14 protein-coding genes are annotated in these 18,281 nt (G+C 48.7%); 9 read left to right on the forward strand and 5 right to left on the reverse strand.

All coding sequences use genetic code 11. The features are described from left to right. Nucleotides 1–4 precede the first annotated feature (4 nt). The 5 genes from HW560_RS08025 to HW560_RS08045 form a co-directional block, all read right to left on the reverse strand. Entirely contained in the window at nt 5–838 is an 834-nt protein-coding gene (locus HW560_RS08025) for a carbohydrate ABC transporter permease (RefSeq protein WP_371129180.1), read from the reverse strand. Further along, nucleotides 835–1,701: a carbohydrate ABC transporter permease gene (locus tag HW560_RS08030; protein WP_179262695.1), complete on the reverse strand. Its 867-nt coding sequence runs from the start codon at nt 1,699–1,701 to the stop codon at nt 835–837. The genes HW560_RS08025 and HW560_RS08030 overlap by 4 nt, the downstream gene beginning before the upstream one ends. Before the next feature lie 55 nt (nt 1,702–1,756). Then, nucleotides 1,757–3,133 carry an ABC transporter substrate-binding protein gene (locus HW560_RS08035; RefSeq protein ID WP_257031804.1) on the reverse strand — a complete coding sequence of 459 codons (1,377 nt, stop codon included), beginning with the start codon at nt 3,131–3,133 and terminating at the stop codon, nt 1,757–1,759. A gap of 124 nt (nt 3,134–3,257) precedes the next feature. Then, on the reverse strand, nt 3,258–4,988 hold the full coding sequence (locus tag HW560_RS08040; RefSeq protein WP_257031805.1) for a cache domain-containing sensor histidine kinase: 1,731 nt from the start codon (nt 4,986–4,988) through the stop codon (nt 3,258–3,260). Beyond that, complete coding sequence (locus HW560_RS08045) at nt 4,985–6,520, reverse strand: response regulator (protein ID WP_177185833.1); 1,536 nt, start codon at nt 6,518–6,520, stop codon at nt 4,985–4,987. The genes HW560_RS08040 and HW560_RS08045 overlap by 4 nt, the downstream gene beginning before the upstream one ends. Nucleotides 6,521–6,993: 473 nt before the next feature. On the opposite strand from HW560_RS08045, the gene HW560_RS08050 reads away from it, so the two are divergent. The 9 genes from HW560_RS08050 to HW560_RS08090 all read left to right on the forward strand — a co-directional run bounded on the left by HW560_RS08050 (nt 6,994) and on the right by HW560_RS08090 (nt 18,275). Then, the gene (locus tag HW560_RS08050; RefSeq protein ID WP_179262697.1) at nt 6,994–8,355 is read left to right on the forward strand and encodes an FAD-dependent oxidoreductase; all 1,362 of its coding nucleotides are present in this window, start codon (nt 6,994–6,996) and stop codon (nt 8,353–8,355) included. A 210-nt stretch (nt 8,356–8,565) separates the two neighbouring features. Next, nucleotides 8,566–9,420 carry a formate/nitrite transporter family protein gene (locus HW560_RS08055; protein ID WP_090903437.1) on the forward strand — a complete coding sequence of 285 codons (855 nt, stop codon included), beginning with the start codon at nt 8,566–8,568 and terminating at the stop codon, nt 9,418–9,420. After that, nucleotides 9,402–9,581, forward strand: a complete 180-nt coding sequence (locus HW560_RS08060; RefSeq protein WP_143067067.1) for a hypothetical protein — start codon at nt 9,402–9,404, stop codon at nt 9,579–9,581. Before HW560_RS08055 ends, HW560_RS08060 begins: the two co-directional genes overlap by 19 nt. A gap of 295 nt (nt 9,582–9,876) precedes the next feature. Continuing rightward, on the forward strand, nt 9,877–11,940 hold the full coding sequence (locus HW560_RS08065; protein WP_179262699.1) for a molybdopterin-containing oxidoreductase family protein: 2,064 nt from the start codon (nt 9,877–9,879) through the stop codon (nt 11,938–11,940). Between the two features lie 211 nt (nt 11,941–12,151). Next, complete coding sequence (locus HW560_RS08070) at nt 12,152–13,375, forward strand: MFS transporter (RefSeq protein ID WP_179265758.1); 1,224 nt, start codon at nt 12,152–12,154, stop codon at nt 13,373–13,375. A gap of 210 nt (nt 13,376–13,585) precedes the next feature. Continuing rightward, nucleotides 13,586–14,497: a class I SAM-dependent methyltransferase gene (locus HW560_RS08075; RefSeq protein WP_090903439.1), complete on the forward strand. Its 912-nt coding sequence runs from the start codon at nt 13,586–13,588 to the stop codon at nt 14,495–14,497. Between the two features lie 152 nt (nt 14,498–14,649). Beyond that, nucleotides 14,650–16,197, forward strand: coding sequence for a response regulator (locus HW560_RS08080; protein WP_090903440.1), 1,548 nt, complete (start codon nt 14,650–14,652; stop codon nt 16,195–16,197). A gap of 293 nt (nt 16,198–16,490) precedes the next feature. Next, a complete protein-coding gene (locus tag HW560_RS08085) occupies nt 16,491–17,390 on the forward strand; it encodes an ABC transporter permease (protein WP_371129185.1) in 900 nt (299 codons plus the stop codon). Nucleotides 17,391–17,405: 15 nt separating this feature from the next. Then, the gene (locus tag HW560_RS08090; RefSeq protein WP_179262701.1) at nt 17,406–18,275 is read left to right on the forward strand and encodes a carbohydrate ABC transporter permease; all 870 of its coding nucleotides are present in this window, start codon (nt 17,406–17,408) and stop codon (nt 18,273–18,275) included. The last annotated feature ends 6 nt before the right edge of the window (nt 18,276–18,281 follow it).

Below are 18,281 nucleotides of genomic sequence, written 5' to 3' on the forward strand. Positions count from 1 at the left end.
AAGGTCAGCCCTTGACGGAGCCTGCCGTCATGCCTGATACAATCTGTCTATTGAAGAACAGAAACAGGACAAGCGGCGGCAGAGTAATAAGCAGAATATTGGTGAACAACAGGTTGTACTGCGTCACATACTGACTCTGGAAGTTGTACATGGTCAGCTGAACGGTCGCATTTTTGGAGCCAGGCAAGAAATAGAGTGGATTTGTAAAATCATTGAAAATGGTAACGGAGGACAGGACGATTACCGTGGCTGTTACCGGCTGAAGCAGGGGCAGAATGATGCTGAAGAACAGCCGTATGCCGCTGCATCCATCGATCACAGCCGCCTCATCCAATTCCCGCGGTATCGCCGACATAAAGCCACGGTACAGAATGATTGCAAATGGCAAACCCAGTGCAACCTCCACGAGAATCAGTCCCAGCAGTGTTTTGAACAGCCCCAGCCCATCCAGTACCCAGATTGTCGGTACGATGGCCGGAGGAATGATAAGTCCTGCGAGCACAAGGAAATTGAACAGCGGCGTAAGCCGGTCACGTCTGCGCTGAATAACGTATGCAGCCATGGCACACAAAACAATGATGAAGGCGATGGAAGCAACGGTTAATACAGTACTGTTAAAGAAGGCACGAATCAGCATGAAATCGCGGGCCGAAACCACGGTTTGTATGTTATCCCACAACTGGAACACGGTGGGCGGCGCCAGATTGAGCAGTGATGCTTCCTTCACGTCCTTGGCAGCGTTGGTGATGATGAAGTAGAACGGTATCCAGAAAGCAACGATAGTGAACAGCACTCCCGCTGCTTCCAATATCCAGTTGCGAGCGCGATGCAGCTTCACAGTTCGGCCTCCTTTCGATTCATATAGGAATACAGTGGTAAGGCGAGCAGTGTAACCAGGATGAAGAGAATCACATTGCCTGCCGTGGCAAGACCGTAAAAGCCTCCCTGGTACTGTTTATAGATAATGGATGCAATGAGGTCGGTGGTGAAGCCGGGGCCTCCCTTGGTCATCGTCCAGATCAGGTCGAAGGAACGCAATCCGCCAATAAAGGACAGGATAATGACCGAATGCGTAGCTGGGCGGCAAAGTGGGACAATAATGTTCCAAAATTTGTGCCAGCCGTTGCCGCCATCCATCTGCAGAGCTTCATAGTAATCTTCCGGGATACTGAGTATGCCTGCTATATAGATGACGGTCGCGAAGCCGAGGCCTTTCCACACATCTACAAAAGCTACCGAGAGCAGGGCGAGCCTGACGTCTCCCAGCCAATCTGGTCCCTCTATTCCGATCAAGGCGAGGCCTGAGTTAATGATCCCTTCTGTCGGATGCATCATAGCGCTAAAGGCAATGCCAACGGCTATCGTACTGATCAGGGTCGGGAAAAATATGACGGAGCGCAGATAGCTTTTGGAGCGAATTTTGGACGTCAGCACCACGCCGAGCAGCAGGCCGATGACCACTTTAAGAGCGCAGGTCACCACAGCGTAGATCAATGTATTTTTGAATCCGATGCTAAGGGATTGCTCTTGAAAGAAAGTAACAAAGTTCTCAAGCCCGATGAATTCCCATTCGGTCAGATTCCATCGTGTCAGACTGAAGAAGAAGGACAGGGCCGTCGGCAAAATAAAAATCACCAGATAGACGAGTGCCGCCGGCAGCAAAAACCAATAAGAATACGTCTGTTTGACGGTTTTATTCACATCGCTCTCTCCTCTGGGTTAACTGGATTTCTTATGATATGAATGTAGATCGAGGTTACCATCCATCCAATCCAAGCTGCTTGGCCTGCTTCTCAACATCCTTGTCATAGGCGGCAGCGCCTTCTGCAGCCGTTTTGATGCCTGAGCCAACCTCGACGGTAATCTGCTCCAGGCTTGGGCCTTTGACGGGTGAGAGGTATTCCAACGCTGGTGCCGTCTGGTTCGAATCGAAATACGGCAGCATTTCCTTAACAACGGTAGGTACACTATCGGGAATCGAGGCCCCCTGAATCAGAAAGGGTCCCGTAGGTGAGGATGCCGCAGCTACAGTCTTCGTTCCTTCGACCGATGCGATAAAGGCCAGAAACTTCTTGGCTTCCTCGATGTGCTCACTTTCTTTGTAGATGTATGCTCCACCTGGAAGCCAGATCGTCAGGCCGTTAGCTGATGCATCGTCCCCCGGCTGTGCGAAGAAACCGATATCCTCTATTTGATCGGGGAAGTTTTGAGCCACGGCTGGAATAGCGGAGGATAGCATTGGATATTGTGCTCCCTTGCCCTCGGCCAGCATTTTTAATCCGGAATCGTAAGTCGTTGCTAGGAAATCCTTGTTCATGAAGTTCTGGTCATGCAGTTCCTGAAGCTTCTCGAAGCTGCGCAGTGTGGCAGGTGTGCCTGCAATCGTCGCTTGATGGGATGTAAACTGATTAGCGAAATCCGGTACCTGGGTCTGGATGTTGTAATAATCCGCCAAAACGACCAGTTGAGAGGTCCAGGAATCCTTATAGGTGCCGATGACGGGGGTAATACCGGTGGCTTTGATTTTATTACTGTTCTCCATTAGCTCGTTCCATGTCTTGGGTACCGTCAGGTTGAGCTGACTGTAGATTTTTTTATTGTAGAACCAGCCTCCGGCTGTAGTGGAGCCCGAGGGTACACCATAAATGCGTCCTTTATAGGTTACCGCCGGTTTAAAGGCATCCATAATGTTGTCCATAAGTGGTTCATCCGTCAGGTCCAGCAGATTTTTCTCCGGGGATAGTGCCTGCATCAGAGAACCGGAGTTGTAGAAAAACACATCAGCCATATCTCCGGTGGCGAGCCGGGTTTTCACGGTGTTGTCCCCCTCTGAGCCGTTAGGACGGGTCTCCAGCTCGATTTTGATATCCGAATTCAGTTTTTGAAAAGCGCTGATGTAAGCATTGGCCTGGTTTACAGCATCCTGCGAATTATCGACAAGCAGGGTAAGTGTAACTTGCGCCTGTTGATTGCTCGAGCTTCCGCTTGAGGAGCTGGAACTACTCTCCGTTGTACCAGAGCAGGCGGACAGCACAGCTGCCAGCATGGCGATGGCACAGAACATAATAGTGGGCTTTGAACGCTGCCTGCTTCTCGGGAGGGCAGATGCGGACTCCGTTTTTCTCTTGAACATATTCTCATCCCCTTGTTGAGATTTTTGATAGCTGCCAAAAGGTAGGCGCTGCCGATGCTTATATGTTAAGGGAGCGATCATATATATGTAAGCGCTTTATTATTTGGATAAATGTCTGTTTTTTTTAGGTGGCGGGAAAGCGGAGGGTGACCCGGGTGCCCTGTCCCATTTCACTTTGCACCTGAAATGTACTGCTTGCACCATAGGTTAGATCCAGCCTCTCCTGCACATTGCGCAATCCGAAGCCTTGCTGAGTGCGGGATATATCCTTCATGCCGACACCGTTATCCTCCACTATAAACAGCATATATCCCTCATCCAGAATTCCCCTCAAACGCAAGGTGCCTTCACCCACCTGGGGCTCCAGGCCGTGATAAATTGCATTTTCCACCAGGGGTTGCAGCATAAGCTTCATCATGCTCATTCCCTTGATTGCTTCGTCCACCTCTTCAATGTAAGTGAACCGTTCACCAAAGCGAATGCGCTGAATATTCAAATAATGCTCAATATGCTTGAGCTCCATGTACACCGGAATGCGTTCCTGTCCTTTGTTCAGGCTGAGCTTAAAGCTTTCAGACAAGGATACCGCCATTTGGGCAATAGCTGTATCTTGCTTCAGCGTGGCCATCCAGTAGATCGAATCGAGGGTATTGTACAAAAAATGAGGCTTAATCTGTGATTGAAGAGCTCGAAGCTCTGCCTCACGCTCTTTAAGTTTCGATTGCAGGAGGCGTTCGTTCAGTTCGTCCCTTTCGAGGGCTACTCGCCTGAAGGTTTCCGCAATGACGCCCACTTCGTCCGGGGCAAATCGTTCAGGGAATTTGCTATGGCCAAGTGTCCAGTCCACCATCATTTTCTTTAACCGTAATAACGGCCGTGTAATGGTGCCTGAGAGGGTGTAGGAAGAGACAAGCGCTATTATACCGATGAAGGTGGCGATAAGTGTTGTTGCCCAGCCAATTGAACGGGATTGTTTCAACAGCTCGCTGGATTCGACCATGTGAATGAACGTCCAGCCCGTCACGCTATTGCGATAAGTGTTGACCAGGTATCCTTCATGCTCCAGACTTTGGATGACACTTGGCATGGTGCCTGAATCCGATTCCCATCCGGTGTTTGTACCATACACGGATTGAATCTTCGCTTGTGCAGTGTCCAGAGCCATGTAGGAGCCGTAGTGGCTGGTGCTGAAAATTTTGTTAAAGATCCCGTCCGAAATGTTGATAATAAGCAGTCCAATCGTCCTTCCCTCCGGGTCGTCCGCATCCCGGAATAGCTTGACAGTAGAGAAGGAGTCATCAGAGGTGCCAAACACATCAGAATGATAATATACAATTTTTCCTTTGGCTGTAACGGCACGTGAATACCAATCCGAAGCGGTAATGGCGCTAACTTTGTCTGGAATTTCGTAGATGCCTGCCTCATCCGATCTCCCCTCGCAATACGTGCGAAAATCTAGATCAAGCAGGCAGACGGATGAAATATATTTGCTGTCAATGGAGCTGCTGCTCAGAACGTTTTTTAGACGCTGGAGTGTTACGCCGTCCGCTGTTTGCTTCCCTCCTTGCGCATTGCTGCCGCGAAGAGCGTCCTTAATGCCATCATTCATGACAATGGATATGTGCAGATTGTTTATTGTTTTGAACAGCAGATCAGCTACTTCACCCGACATCTGCAGCTGCTCCAGGTTTGTCTGTGTGCTAATCTCCACCAGGGTTTGTTTGGCAACATTGTAGGAGATGAAGCCGAGCAAAAACAGGGAGGGCAGGGAGAGCATAATCATGGCGATCATTAAACGTGTACGGACACGTTTAATGCGTGGCATAGATAACGTATACATCCATTGCTTCATCATTTCTCACGCTCCTGATGAGATCTGTCTTCTTCACAACTGCTTCTGTACTGCCCAGGCGTTATGCCCGTAATTTTCTTGAAGGTGTCGGTGAAATGTCTGTAATTGGGGTACCCAACCCTTGTACCTGTTTCATGGACACGCAATCCTTGAGACAGCATGGACTTTGCAAGATCAATCCGCATATGGGTCAAATATTTAATATAGGATGTTCCCGTCTGTTCTTTGAAGAGAAGACTGAAATAAGTCGGATTCAATTCGGCATATTGTGCAACCTCCTGTAATGAAATATCTGAGGAGTAATGCTCGTTCATATAAGATAGCGCTTTCAAAATAGCAGGATGCCTAGATGTTACATTCGGTTCAGTGGAGATGGCCTGGAAAACGAGGTCCAATTGCTCGCGAAGCCAATCAAACATGGCATCGCGTGTATGTAAGCCATGAATCTGTTCAAGCACAGGAGAGAGGGCAACAGGGTCAACCCCTTGTTTACGGACAGCATCCAGCGCTGTGTAGATGAGTCGCAGCGATTCTTTTTCCAGCGGTTCGGGTCCAATCTTTGAAGTCTTGCTCCAGGCTTGGAATTGTTTCAAGGCGATCAGCAGCCCTCGGCGGTCACGGGTTCGCAGACATAGCTCGAGGTCGTTTCTATGCTGCGTCATAACATCCATGACAGACTGTTCCATCTGGACCATATCCGAATATGCGACCCAGGGCTGCCCGGTGAATTGAGCATGTCGTAACGCCTTGCGGGCCTCCTGGTAACTTTGCTGCGCCTGATGGAGCGAATACACATTGCCTAACCCGATAACGAGAGGGCTGTGATCAGACAAAGGTGACAGCGTGGAATGAATTTCATTGATGGTCACAGATACATCTCCTTCGACAGCAGGCATGACAGGGAACATAGCCAGCAAATAATCTCCTCCAGTTCCTGTATGTATGCATTGATAACCGGGACAATTCGGCTCAGAAGGGGAGAGCGGGGAACTCAGAGCGACTGCACGAATTTCTGTAATCTGGTCGGCCTCCGGGCCGAACAGTTCCTTCCATTTTGGGATAGCCTCAATTCCGAGAACCATGAGATCCATCGTTGCCTTTTCCAGCAGCTCCTGTTTCCCAGTTGACCACTGGCTTTGAAGTGTAACAAGAGTCTGATGACGCTGAAGCCGATCAACCGTTTTTACGAGTGCCTGTTCAACATGTTCAATCGTAATGGGTTTCTCCAGATAATCGATGACTCCCAAATGGATGGCACGCCTTACATAATCGAATTCATTAAAGCCACTGAAGACAATACAGGCAATATCGGGATGAATAGCGGTAAGCTTCTCGATCAATTCAAGTCCATTCAATCCGGGCATGCGAATATCGGTAAGAATAATGTCAGGCTGAAGCTCCTGGACTATATGGAGTGCAGATAGCCCGTCCCCAGCGGTCCCAACTAACTCAATTCCGTACCTTGTCCAGTCAATCATTCCTTGCAGACCCTGAATAACGATGGATTCATCATCACATACAACGGCTCTCAGCATGGTGTAATCCTTCCTTTCGGGAGAAGACTCATTGAAATGTACATTAGCGTTACCGTCTCCGGTGGTACTAGTATAACAGCGTTTGGCAGCGGTGGAAGCTGCTCGAATACACTTTTTTATTCCTGTCTGCAAGAGCGTCAAAAAGGCATAATCCCCGACAAATGCGGGCATACTTTGCTTCATGCGATGAATGATGAGTAGGGCATAGGTGTTACAAATAGATTAAAATTTAAATTTATTTGAGAAAAGACTTGAAATGTGAAAAAGTTCACATTATAATGAGTACATGAAGTGAAATTAATCACAAAGATGACAGATTGGTAGTGAATATTTTCACAATACTTTGCTAAATTGTTTAGTGAATATATTCACAACTGTTAAAGCAAGTGCCGCAGCCTATTTTCAGTTATTCAGGAACTAATGATAGATGAAGAAAATGCTTATATTTATATACTCCAAGGGGGAACCTTATCATGAAAATCGCAGTTATCGGATGTACACACGCAGGAACCGCAGCCATCGTTAACACCGCCAAATTGTACCCGGATGCTACCATTACAGTGTATGAGCGCAATGACAATATTTCCTTCTTATCCTGTGGGATTGCGCTTTATGTAGGTGGCGTGGTGAAAGATCCGGACGGACTGTTCTATTCTTCGCCAAATCAACTGGCTGAGCTCGGTGTCGTTACCAAAATGCTTCACGAAGTGACGTCAGTAGATGCTGCAGGTCACAAACTTCAGGCTAAAAACTTGAAAACAGGGGAAGAATTCGAAGATACCTTCGACAAGCTGATCGTGACCACAGGTTCATGGCCTGTCGTACCGAAGCTGGAAGGCATCGAGATGGACAACATTTTATTATGCAAAAACTACAACCATTCCAACACGATCATTGAGAAAGCCAAACATGCCAAACGCATTACCGTGGTAGGGGCAGGATATATCGGGATCGAGCTGGTGGAGGCTTTCCAAATGAACGGCAAGGAAGTTACACTGATCGATAGCGTAGACCGGATCTTGAATAAATATCTCGACCCCGAGTTCACGGATGCCATTGAAGAGACGTTGACTGGACACGGCATCAAGCTGGCGCTGGGCCAAACCGTTCAGAAATTTACCGGAGAGAATGGCAAAGTGAACAAGGTCATTACATCCAAAGGAGAGTTCGAAACGGACCTCGTTATTCTGTGCATTGGTTTCCGTCCAAATACGGAGCTGCTCAAAGGCCAAGTGGATATGCTGCCGAACGGCGCAATCATCGTCGATAAATATATGCAAACCAGCCAAAAAGACGTCTTCGCTGCTGGAGACAGCTGTGCGATTCATTACAACCCAACCGACAAGGCAGCGTACATTCCTCTGGCAACCAACGCCGTGCGGATGGGCACACTCGTAGCACGGAACCTGGTTCGTCCTACGACACCGTATATGGGTACACAAGGCACATCAGGTATCAAAATTTATGAGCAAAATATTGCAGGTACAGGTCTGACGGAAGCATCTGCTGCGGATGAGGGCCTGGTCGTTGAAGCTGTAACGCTTGAAGATGCTTACCGTCCGGAGTTCATGCCAACGGCAGAGAAGCTGCTGCTCAAAGTAATCTATGAACAGGCTACACGCCGCATTGTTGGTGCGCAGGTGATGTCACAGGCTGATCTGACACAGTCGATCAATACGATCTCTGTCTGCATCCAGAACAACATGACGGTAGATGAGCTGGCCTTCGTCGACTTCTTCTTCCAGCCACATTACAACAAACCTTGGAACTTCCTGAACTCGGCTGGTCTGCAAGCACTGCCACCAGTAGAAGTAAAAGCACCAGCGATGGTGTAACCATAATATCTGAGAACTGCCGCATTCATTCTGCGGCAGTTCTTTTTTACTTTTTCTGCACATCAAGCAACATACAAAGGAAATATTAAAATGTAGTTTTTAGACTTTGTGATAAAAGTAACAAACCTCACGAAACCTTCGCGATACAATGAACATATCAACCAAACAAGTTGAATTAGATGTTCATGAACTGTGAAGGAGAGGATCGTTATGGCAGCAAAAACACCTCTTGAGGTTGCACAATATACGGCGCATACGGGGATGAAGAAAGCCCGGAATCCGGTGTCCTCCGTACTGATACTCAGTTTTCTGGCAGGCGCTTTTATTGCGCTCGGATTTCTGCTGGATGTTCGGGTCATTGCCTCTGCTCCGGCCGAGTGGGGCAGCTTGGTTAACCTGATTGGTGCAGCAGTGTTCCCGGTAGGTTTAATATTGGTGCTGATTGGCGGCGGGGAACTGCTGACAGGTAATATGATGGCTGTTCCACTCGCGACGATTGCACGCAAACTGTCCGCAGGCAACATGCTGAAGAATCTCACCTTAGTCACAATAGGTAATTTCCTTGGGGCGATCTTTGTAGCCTATGCGTTTGGGCATGTGCTCGGTCTGACGGCAGAGGGGGCTTATTTGACCAAAGTGGTTGATATGGCTGGACACAAGCTGGACGACAGCTTCCTTCAGGCTTTTATATCCGGGATCGGGTGTAACTGGCTGGTAGCTCTCGCGGTTTGGCTGTCTTATGCATCGGATACGATGAGCGGAAAAGTATTGGGCATTTGGTTCCCAACGATGGCCTTTGTGGCTATTGGATTCCAGCACGTTGTCGCCAACATGTTCCTGATTCCTGCGGCGATCTTCGAAGGGCATTATTCGTGGGGGCAATACATCATGAATTTCATTCCGGTATGGCTTGGCAACCTGACGGGCGGGGCGCTGTTTGTGGCGGCTGCTTACTGGATGGTGTACCTGCGCAAGCATGAGCCGGAAGTGAAGCCTGAGGTGGCCATGGCGGCGGCCCAGCCTGTGGAGACGGAAGCCAGACCGATGTGGAGCAAGCAGGCGTAGCGGCATTTTCCGAGTTATCGAGTAGCGTTGTAACCGTGGTACAACAAGTGCAAAAACGAGTGGAAAGGCGAGTGCAAAATTTAACAGGAGAGGCGATTCTGATCTCGTTCAAGTCATGGCTGTCTGCTGTGATGGGCGGGAGAGGAATCGCTTTTTTTTAATGTACAAATATCCACGCAAAATAAATTCGCCATGACAAGGTTCGGGGGAACGAAACCTGTTCATGGCGAATTTCGGGAGTGGTCCATGATATGGCATGAGGAGGAAGTGGGGAAACACTAGCCTAATGCCTTATTTTTAATTTACCCCTAGATTTCGAGATTGAATCAAGGGGAAAAAAGATTTTTTGAAAAGAATGTGGAGCGGTTGTGGCGGTAAAAAAGACTGTTCTCTTTACGCGATTACCAGGAAGAGGATATGATATAAGGATAGCTTTGAAGGGGGAGGAACTTGTATATGATCGATCAGGAGAATGGCGTATTCCCGGCGGTTTGCCCGCTCGATTGTCCGGATACTTGCGGCCTGCTGCTTCATAAGGAGAACGGTAAGATTGTGAAGGTAGCGGGCAATCCGGACCATCCGATTACAAAAGGCGCCATCTGTAACAAGGTTCGAAATATGACGGAGCGGGTGTATCATCCCGAGCGGCTGCAATATCCGCTGCGACGCATCGGAGCCAAGGGCGAAGGCCAGTTCGAGCGAATCAGTTGGGACGAAGCCATCGGCGAGATTACGGCGAAATTCAGTTCACTGGCAGATACTTACGGACCAGAAAGCATCCTGCCCTACAGCTTCTATGGAAACATGGGCATTCTTGGTGTGGACGGCATGGATCGTCGATTTTTCAATGCGCTAGGTGCGAGCATGCTAGAACAGACCATCTGTAATGCAGCGGGAAATACCGGGTGGAAATATACGATGGGTGCGAACCGGGGAACCTTGCCCGAGGATACAGAGCATGCGGATGTCATTCTGGTATGGGGAGGCAACATCGTCAGCACCAATATGCATCAGGTTGTTCTGGCCGAGAAAGCCCGCAAAAAGGGAGCCCAAATCGTCGTCATCGACGTCCATCGCAATCGGACCGCCCAATGGGGAGACTGGTTCATTCCACTCTACCCCGGTACAGACAGTGCATTGGCACTCGGATTAATGCATGTACTGTTCGAGCAGGGACTGACGGATGAGGCTTTTATGCAAAAGTATACGGTCGGCCATGAGGCACTGCGTGATCATGTCCGCAGCTACACCCCGGAGCGCGTTGCACGTATTACAGGCGTGCCGGAAGCAGACATCGTGAAGCTGGCTGAGCTGTATGGCAACGCACAGGCAGCCCATATTCATATCGGCAATGGCCTCCAGCATCACGACAACGGTGGCATGAACGTCCGCAGCGTAGCCTGTCTGCCTGCCATTACAGGGCAGTGGATGAAGCGCGGCGGTGGCGCCATTCGTACCAACAGCTACGCGAGCACCAATAGCGATGCGCTGGAGCGTCCGGAGCTGCGGCAGAACCCGGAGCCGCGCGTAGTGAACATGAACCGGATTGGCGAAGCGCTGCTGGAGGCGGAGCAGCCGATCCGGGCGTTGATGGTCTACTGCAGCAATCCACTGGTGGTGGCACCGGATACCGAGCGGGTGGAGCGAGGTTTTGCACGGGAGGATCTGTTCACGGTTGTCCATGACCTGTTCATGACGGATACGGCGAAATACGCGGATATTGTGCTGCCTGCGACGTCTTCATTTGAAACGACGGATCTGTATACGTCCTACTGGCATCAGTATGTTCATTTGCAAGAGCCCGTCATTGCGCCTTTGGGTGAGAGCAAGAGCAATGTTGAATTGTTCTCTTTGCTTGGACAGGCGATGGGGTATGACCCAGAGATTTTCGGTGAGACACCGGAACAGATGATTGAGGAAGCACTTCAGGGTACGGGTAATCCCTACATGAACGGAGTAACCTTGGAGGGGCTGAAGCAGCACCATTTTGTCAAGCTGGATATGTCTGCACATGACTCCTATTTGGATCAGTTGCCCACGCCTTCGGGGAAAATCGAGCTGTATTCGGAAACGATGGCACAGAAGGGATTGCCTCCTTTGCCTACGTATAGTGCTCTCGTGGAGGGGTATGACGGGGAAAACCCAGCTGGACCTGGAGATGTTTATCCGCTGATGTTTCTGTCGCCGCCAAATCATAATTTCCTGAATTCCACCTTTGCCAATTCGCCCAAACATCAACGTCTGGAGAAGATGCCATTATTGCAAATGCATCCGGAGGACGCAGCCCGCAGACAGGTGGAAGACGGGGATGCGGTGGTCGTATGGAACGACCGTGGCCGGATCGAATTAACCGCCAAGGTGAGTGAATCCATGCTGCCAGGAACGGTGATCAGTCAAGGCTTATGGTGGGATGGCAATGGCAAAAAACAGCGGGCGAATTCGCTCACGTCCAATCGTCTGTCTGACATGGGGAACGGGGCCACATTCTTCTCGGCCACTGTCGAAGTGAAGCGTCAATGAATGTGCTTGCAGATCGGATCTTTTCAGGTAAGATGAACAAAGGATAGATCGTAAGCAGAATGATAAAGAGCAAAATTCGGAATTCAAAGTACTACATTCTAAATTTCTAAGTTCAAATGGCCTTCGCTCTGGCTAATCATGCTGTCAGGGCAAGGGTCTATTTTTTATGGCAATATGCTTTTTGAAGGTACTAAGGAGAATAAACACAATGATGAGATGGCTGGATACGTATCCAAAAGAAGTAAAAATATTTTTGCTGGCAAGTTTGGTCAATGCGACAGGCAGTGCCTTGATGTGGCCGCTGACCACGATGTATGTATTTGACGAGCTTGGACGCACGATGGCGAACGCGGGGTTTGTTATTCTGATCCAGTCCCTGGGCGGCATCTTCGGGCAATTGCTCGGCGGTGCATTGTACCACCGGGTGGGGGTCAAGAAGCTGATCATCGGATCACTGGCATTGAACGCTCTAGGGCTGTTTGCTCTGCCGTGGATTAGCGCGTATTGGGTTGTATTTATATGTGCCATGGGCTGGATCGGCCTTTTTAGTTCATTGTCGTTACCAGCGATTCAAGCCTTTATCGGTTTCCGGTTTGCGGAGCGACGCGGGGAATTGTTCAATGTAATCTATGTCGCCAACAATATCGGTGTGGCGATTGGTACAGCGCTCAGTGGTTTCCTGGCTGACTTTTCCTATCACCTCAGCTTTGTACTGAACGGAGTGACCTCCGCCGGGTTTGCGATTTTCTTCTGGTATTATCTGTCGCGGGCAGAACCGGATCAGGGCGAAGTACATCTGACCAAACGCAAAACAGTTCCCGATGGGCCGGGCGTCTGGGCGCTGCTGGGCAACACCAGATTATATCTGTTCATGAGCCTGGGCGTGCTGTTCCTGCTGTTCGGTAATTCCATCTGGAATACGGGTGTGTCTCCGTATATTATTTCCGAGGGTATGGAGAAAAGAATGTACGGTCTGCTCTGGACCCTGAATGGGGTGCTGATCTTTGTAGGACAACCCTTTACCAGCTGGGTTAAGCGCACGATGGCCCGTACATCGACTGCTCAGATGACTGCAAGTGCCGTGTTCTACGGCATGGCATACATCGTCATGATCACCATGTATAGCTATCCGGGCATGGTGCTTGCAATGGTACTGGCTACCTTTGGGGAAATGCTGATCTCACCTGCTACGCCTGCATTCATCTCAGAGCATGCCGGAAGAGCGGCACCTTTCTACATCGGGATCTCCGGTGGTATCGGTGCGGTTGGACGGGTTATCGGGCCGTATGCAATGGGGGTCATGTATGACAAACAGGGATTGATCCCTGTAGCGTGGCTGGCGACTGGCACGGCGGGTATTGCGGTGCTTGGCTTTGTACTGCATGCGGTGCTGAACCGCAACCGTGAAGTGAAGGAGTACGGATTGGACGCTTAGCCTTTTCGGGTTGAGTGGTATGAAGGAGTGAGAGGGCAGATTGGAGTGGAGGGGCAAAGAAAGCCACTTAAATCTGTCGGATCATCCCGTAAATTAAGATTGACAAAATAATCTTTTTATGCTATAATTTACATATAAAAATATTCCGTATATACTAAGGTTCTCCTGGCCAGGGGGAATCTTATTTTTGTTTGTACGGGAGGATGAAATATGAAGCAAAATCAGTCCAGCATTACATCCTTGATATCGGCTTTTGGTCGAGCCTATCACTGCCAATACGATACACCGCTTATTTTTAATGATTATTTAGCCAAAGCGCTTATCACTCCTCAAGAGTTTGCGGATATCCGCGAGAACATGATTCAAGGCATCCATTTTTTCAACCCGGACATGGCTCATCTGATCAAGGACGACCCGGACAAAATATTGAGGTGGATTGTACAGACCCAGCTTGCTCCAACCCCCTTGGCCCGTGCTGCATATTGTGAAAGGGTGTTGCTTCATGAACTGGCATTGGGAAGCACACAATATGTGATTCTTGGAGCCGGTCTCGATACGTTTGCGCTGCGGCATATGGAATTAAAGAATAGCCTGAGGATTATTGAGGTGGACGCCCCGCCCACACAGCAATTCAAGCTCAGTCGGCTGGCGTCCTTAAAACAGCCTGTTCCATTGAATCTGCGCTTTGTGGCCATGGATTTAACCAATAAGGATTCTCTTCCAACGTTGGACGAAGAGTTAAGTGGGGAGAAGTCCTTTTTGAGTCTACTTGGCGTCTCTTTTTACTGGACCAAAGAAGACCTGTCCGAGCTGTTGCGAGTGTTGTTTACGAATCTACCGTCCGGGAGTTCAATTGTTTTTGACTACGCTGACGAGCATCTTTTTGAAACGAAGGGCATATATAATCGTGTGGACCATATGGTCCAGATGGCTGCCGCTGGCGGTGAGCCGATGAAATCTGGGTACGCCTATGTGGAGATGGAGGCCTTGCTTGATGAAGCAGGACTGCTTATATATGAGCATTTGACTCCAGAAGCGATCCATGAACAGTTTTTCCAGAATCGAACCGATCATCTGATGGCATTTGAAACGATACATTTTATTCACGCGGTAAAAAAATAAATTGTTCCTGCAAGTGTTGACGCTTGTATAGTTAGCGTTAACGATCAGACCTGTTTAGCTTCAAAACCTTGCCATTCGGCTGGCTACCCTCCATTTGTGCATAATGCTCATATAATAGAATGGATCTGGTTAAAGGCAGGAGGAGGGGGACGATGTACAAAATATTGCTTGTCGATGATGAATTTATCATCTCAGATGGGATCTCCAGTGTCGTGAACTGGTCCCAATTGGGGACAGAGCTGATCGGCATTGCGCAGGAAGGATTGGAAGCGTTATCTTTTATAGAACAGCAGCGTCCAGATATTATCATTTCGGACATTCGCATGCCGGGAATGGATGGGTTACAGCTGATTGAAGCTGTGGCGGAGAAGTATCCAGATGTCTCGTTTATCCTGCTCACAGGGTTCACGGAATTCGAATATGCGAAGACAGCGATGCAGTATGGCGTGAAGCATTATCTGCTCAAGCCCTGCAGTGAGGAGCATCTCGTACAGGCCATTGGTGAACTGGTTAGTGAGAAGCGGGAGTGGACGGATCAGGAGCGTTTTGTACAATCGATCCAATATAATTTGGAGCGTGTACTACCGCATGCCAAGGAATATTTTCTAAAGGAGCTGGTCAGTAACAGAACTTATGGGGTCAAGGAATGGAAGTATTTCGGAGAGCTGTTCGATGTAAAAATTCAGGATCAGCGTGTGCGGTTGCTGTTGGTAGAGATTGAGGGAGATCATGAGTATTTGCACTTGTTCGCGGTCAAGAACATCGCCGAGGATATTTTTCATAATCCGATCTTAAGTACCACGGTTGGAGGTCATGTGCTACTGATGATGGAGGACAAGTTGTCTGAAACGCAGTTGTTCCATAATATTGATGAGATCCGCGCCACATTTACCCGATACTATCATGATGATCTCACAATTGCTCTTAGCGAACCAGGAGATCTTCCACAGGCACGGCAATTGTACATGCAGACGCTAGTCTATCTCAATTACCGCTTTTACCTCGGTGAAGGCAGTCTTATTATGAAGCGGGATGTCTACTCGCCAGGCGAGCGGACTCTTCCTGAATTCGAATATGATCCAGAGCGGATGGCTACGGCGATCAAGGCTGGACACTGGCAAGAAGCCGGAACAGAGCTGAACAGAGTGTTTCAGCTGCTCGCTGACTTGCGATACGATATATCTCAAACGAAGTCCTATCTTATTCAAATATTTATGGAAATGATTCGGCTCAGCGGCTCTACCGAGATGAAAAGGTATATGGACCAATTGCCAGGTATGATTGAATCCAGCACGTTGCATTCCTTTCAACAGTTTCTGCTTGCCGTTGCCAAGGAAATTACGCTTCGCCGCTACGAACAACACCGCTCCAGACAATCACAGATGGTGGGCAGTGTGAAGCAGATCGTAGAGAAGCGCTACAGGGACGAAACACTGACGCTCCAGTCCATCGCCGGAGAAATATATATGAATCCGGACTACATTGGTAAAATGTTCAAAAAAGAAACAGGTGAGAAATTCACCAATTATGTGTTAAGTTACCGCATCCAAAGAGCATTGGAGCTGCTGGAGCAGGACGGAAACTGTACCGTATCCTGGCTTGCCGAACAGACGGGCTTTGGCTCCAATTGGCCGTATTTTAGCAAAATGTTCAAAAAATACACGGGTTTCTCCCCTTCCGAGTACAAGAAAGTGCCCTAGAACAGCGTTACTGTCGCATGAACATATCTCACTGGCATATTTCACTTGTACCTTATCTACATACCTCGCCCTGTTTGCCTTCATCGGCAGCAGGGTCTTTTTTTGTCGGACGGAACTCGGTTTTGAACATCCATTTAACGGAAATGAGCATGGGAAGAAAAGGCGCTCGCTTCTATTATTAGAGGTGTCATGTTAGTGAATGAACATCGAGAGTGGAGGTTGAGTGGATGGAGCTGAATCGAAGCCGGGGGATCGAACCTGGGCGTTTGAAGCCAGCTGGCAAATGGAGTTCGATGAAAAAGGAGCTTGTCCGCAACAGATACGTGTATCTGATGCTCGTTCCGGTTGTAGCCTACTATCTGATTTTCAGCTATGGGCCGATGTACGGGCTGCTGATGGCATTTCAGGAATCCTACAGCCCGGTCAAAGGAATCCTGGCAGGCGAATGGGTTGGTTTTGATAATTTCACCATGTTTTTTGAAAGTTATTATTTCTGGCGACTGATCAAGAACACGCTGATTTTGAGTTTTTACAGCATTGTGTTTGGTTTCCCCGCTCCAATCATCCTGGCCCTGTTACTGAACGAAGTACGGAAAAAGTGGTTCAGAAGCACGGTGCAGACGATTAGTTACATGCCACATTTCATCTCGGTTGTCGTCGTGGTCGGAATGTTGAAAACGTTCTCCGCATTGGATGGCGGACTATTTAACGTCATTCGTGACTTTTTCGACCTGCAACCCATCATGTTTCTGGCGGAGAAGGATATGTTCCGTCCGATGTACATCCTGTCCAACATCTGGCAGGGGGCGGGCTGGGCATCGATTATCTTTTTGGCAGCGCTCAGCGGGATTGATCCACAGCTGTATGAGGCTTCCAAAATTGATGGCGCAGGCCGCTGGAGACAGCTGCTTCATATTACACTGCCGGGAATCATGCCAACGATTGTGATCATGTTGATTTTGCGCATGGGGGCGGTGATGAACGCTGATTTTCAGAAAATATTGCTGATGCAAACGGCACCGACCTATGAGACATCGGATGTCATCTCCACCTTTGTTTATCGATCCGGTATTTTGGAGGGCAATTATACGTATTCCACGGCCATCGGACTTTTCAATGGCGTCATTAATTTCGCACTGCTTATTATGGCCAATGCGATTAGCAGAAAGCTTAACTCAACCAGTCTCTGGTAATTGGAAGGTGAAGCGATGAAACAGTCTATAGGGGAACGACTTTTTGATGCATTCAATACATTGCTGCTCGTGGTGATCATGATTTTATCCTTTTACCCGATGCTGTACGTGTTCAATTCTTCGATTAGTGATCCGGATCAGATGCTGCGTTCCCGGTCACTGATGCTCATTCCTGAAGGCTTCCAGCTGGGAGCGTACAAGTCGGTATTTCAGGATACTCGCATCTATACCGGATATATGAACACCTTGTTCTATGTTGTGGTCGGCACGGCCATCAATCTGCTCATGACTTCGCTGGCAGCCTATGGCTTATCACGCAGTGATCTGATGGGCAGAAAAACGTTGATGAAATTAATTACGTTCACGATGTTTTTTGGCGGGGGCATGATCCCGACTTTTCTGCTGATTCAAAATCTGGGCATGGTGGATACCCGTTTCGCGCTTATTATTCCGGGTGCCATCAGTACATTCTATTTTCTCATTATGAAAACAAACTTTGAGGGCATTCCGATCAGTCTGATCGAATCAGCGAAGCTTGATGGTGCCAATGACTTTCTGATTTTGTTCCGAATCGTACTGCCTTTGTCAAAGCCAATCCTGGCGGTCATGATGCTGTATTATGCGGTGGACCATTGGAATGATTATGTCGGGCCGATGCTCTATCTACGCAGTCAGGAGTTATATCCGATTCAGATTATTATGCGTGATATTCTGATCAGCAGCAGTACGGAGGCCATGGGTGCTGGCGCCGATACCGGCTTTGCCATTGGGGAGAACATCAAATATGCGACCATTATTATCTCCACGCTGCCGATTATGCTGGTATATCCATTCATCCAACGTTATTTTGTTCAGGGCGCTCTAATCGGTGCTGTGAAACAATAAAAATGT

Origin of the sequence: Paenibacillus sp. E222 (assembly GCF_013401555.1) — a bacterium.
GTDB lineage: Bacteria > Bacillota > Bacilli > Paenibacillales > Paenibacillaceae > Paenibacillus.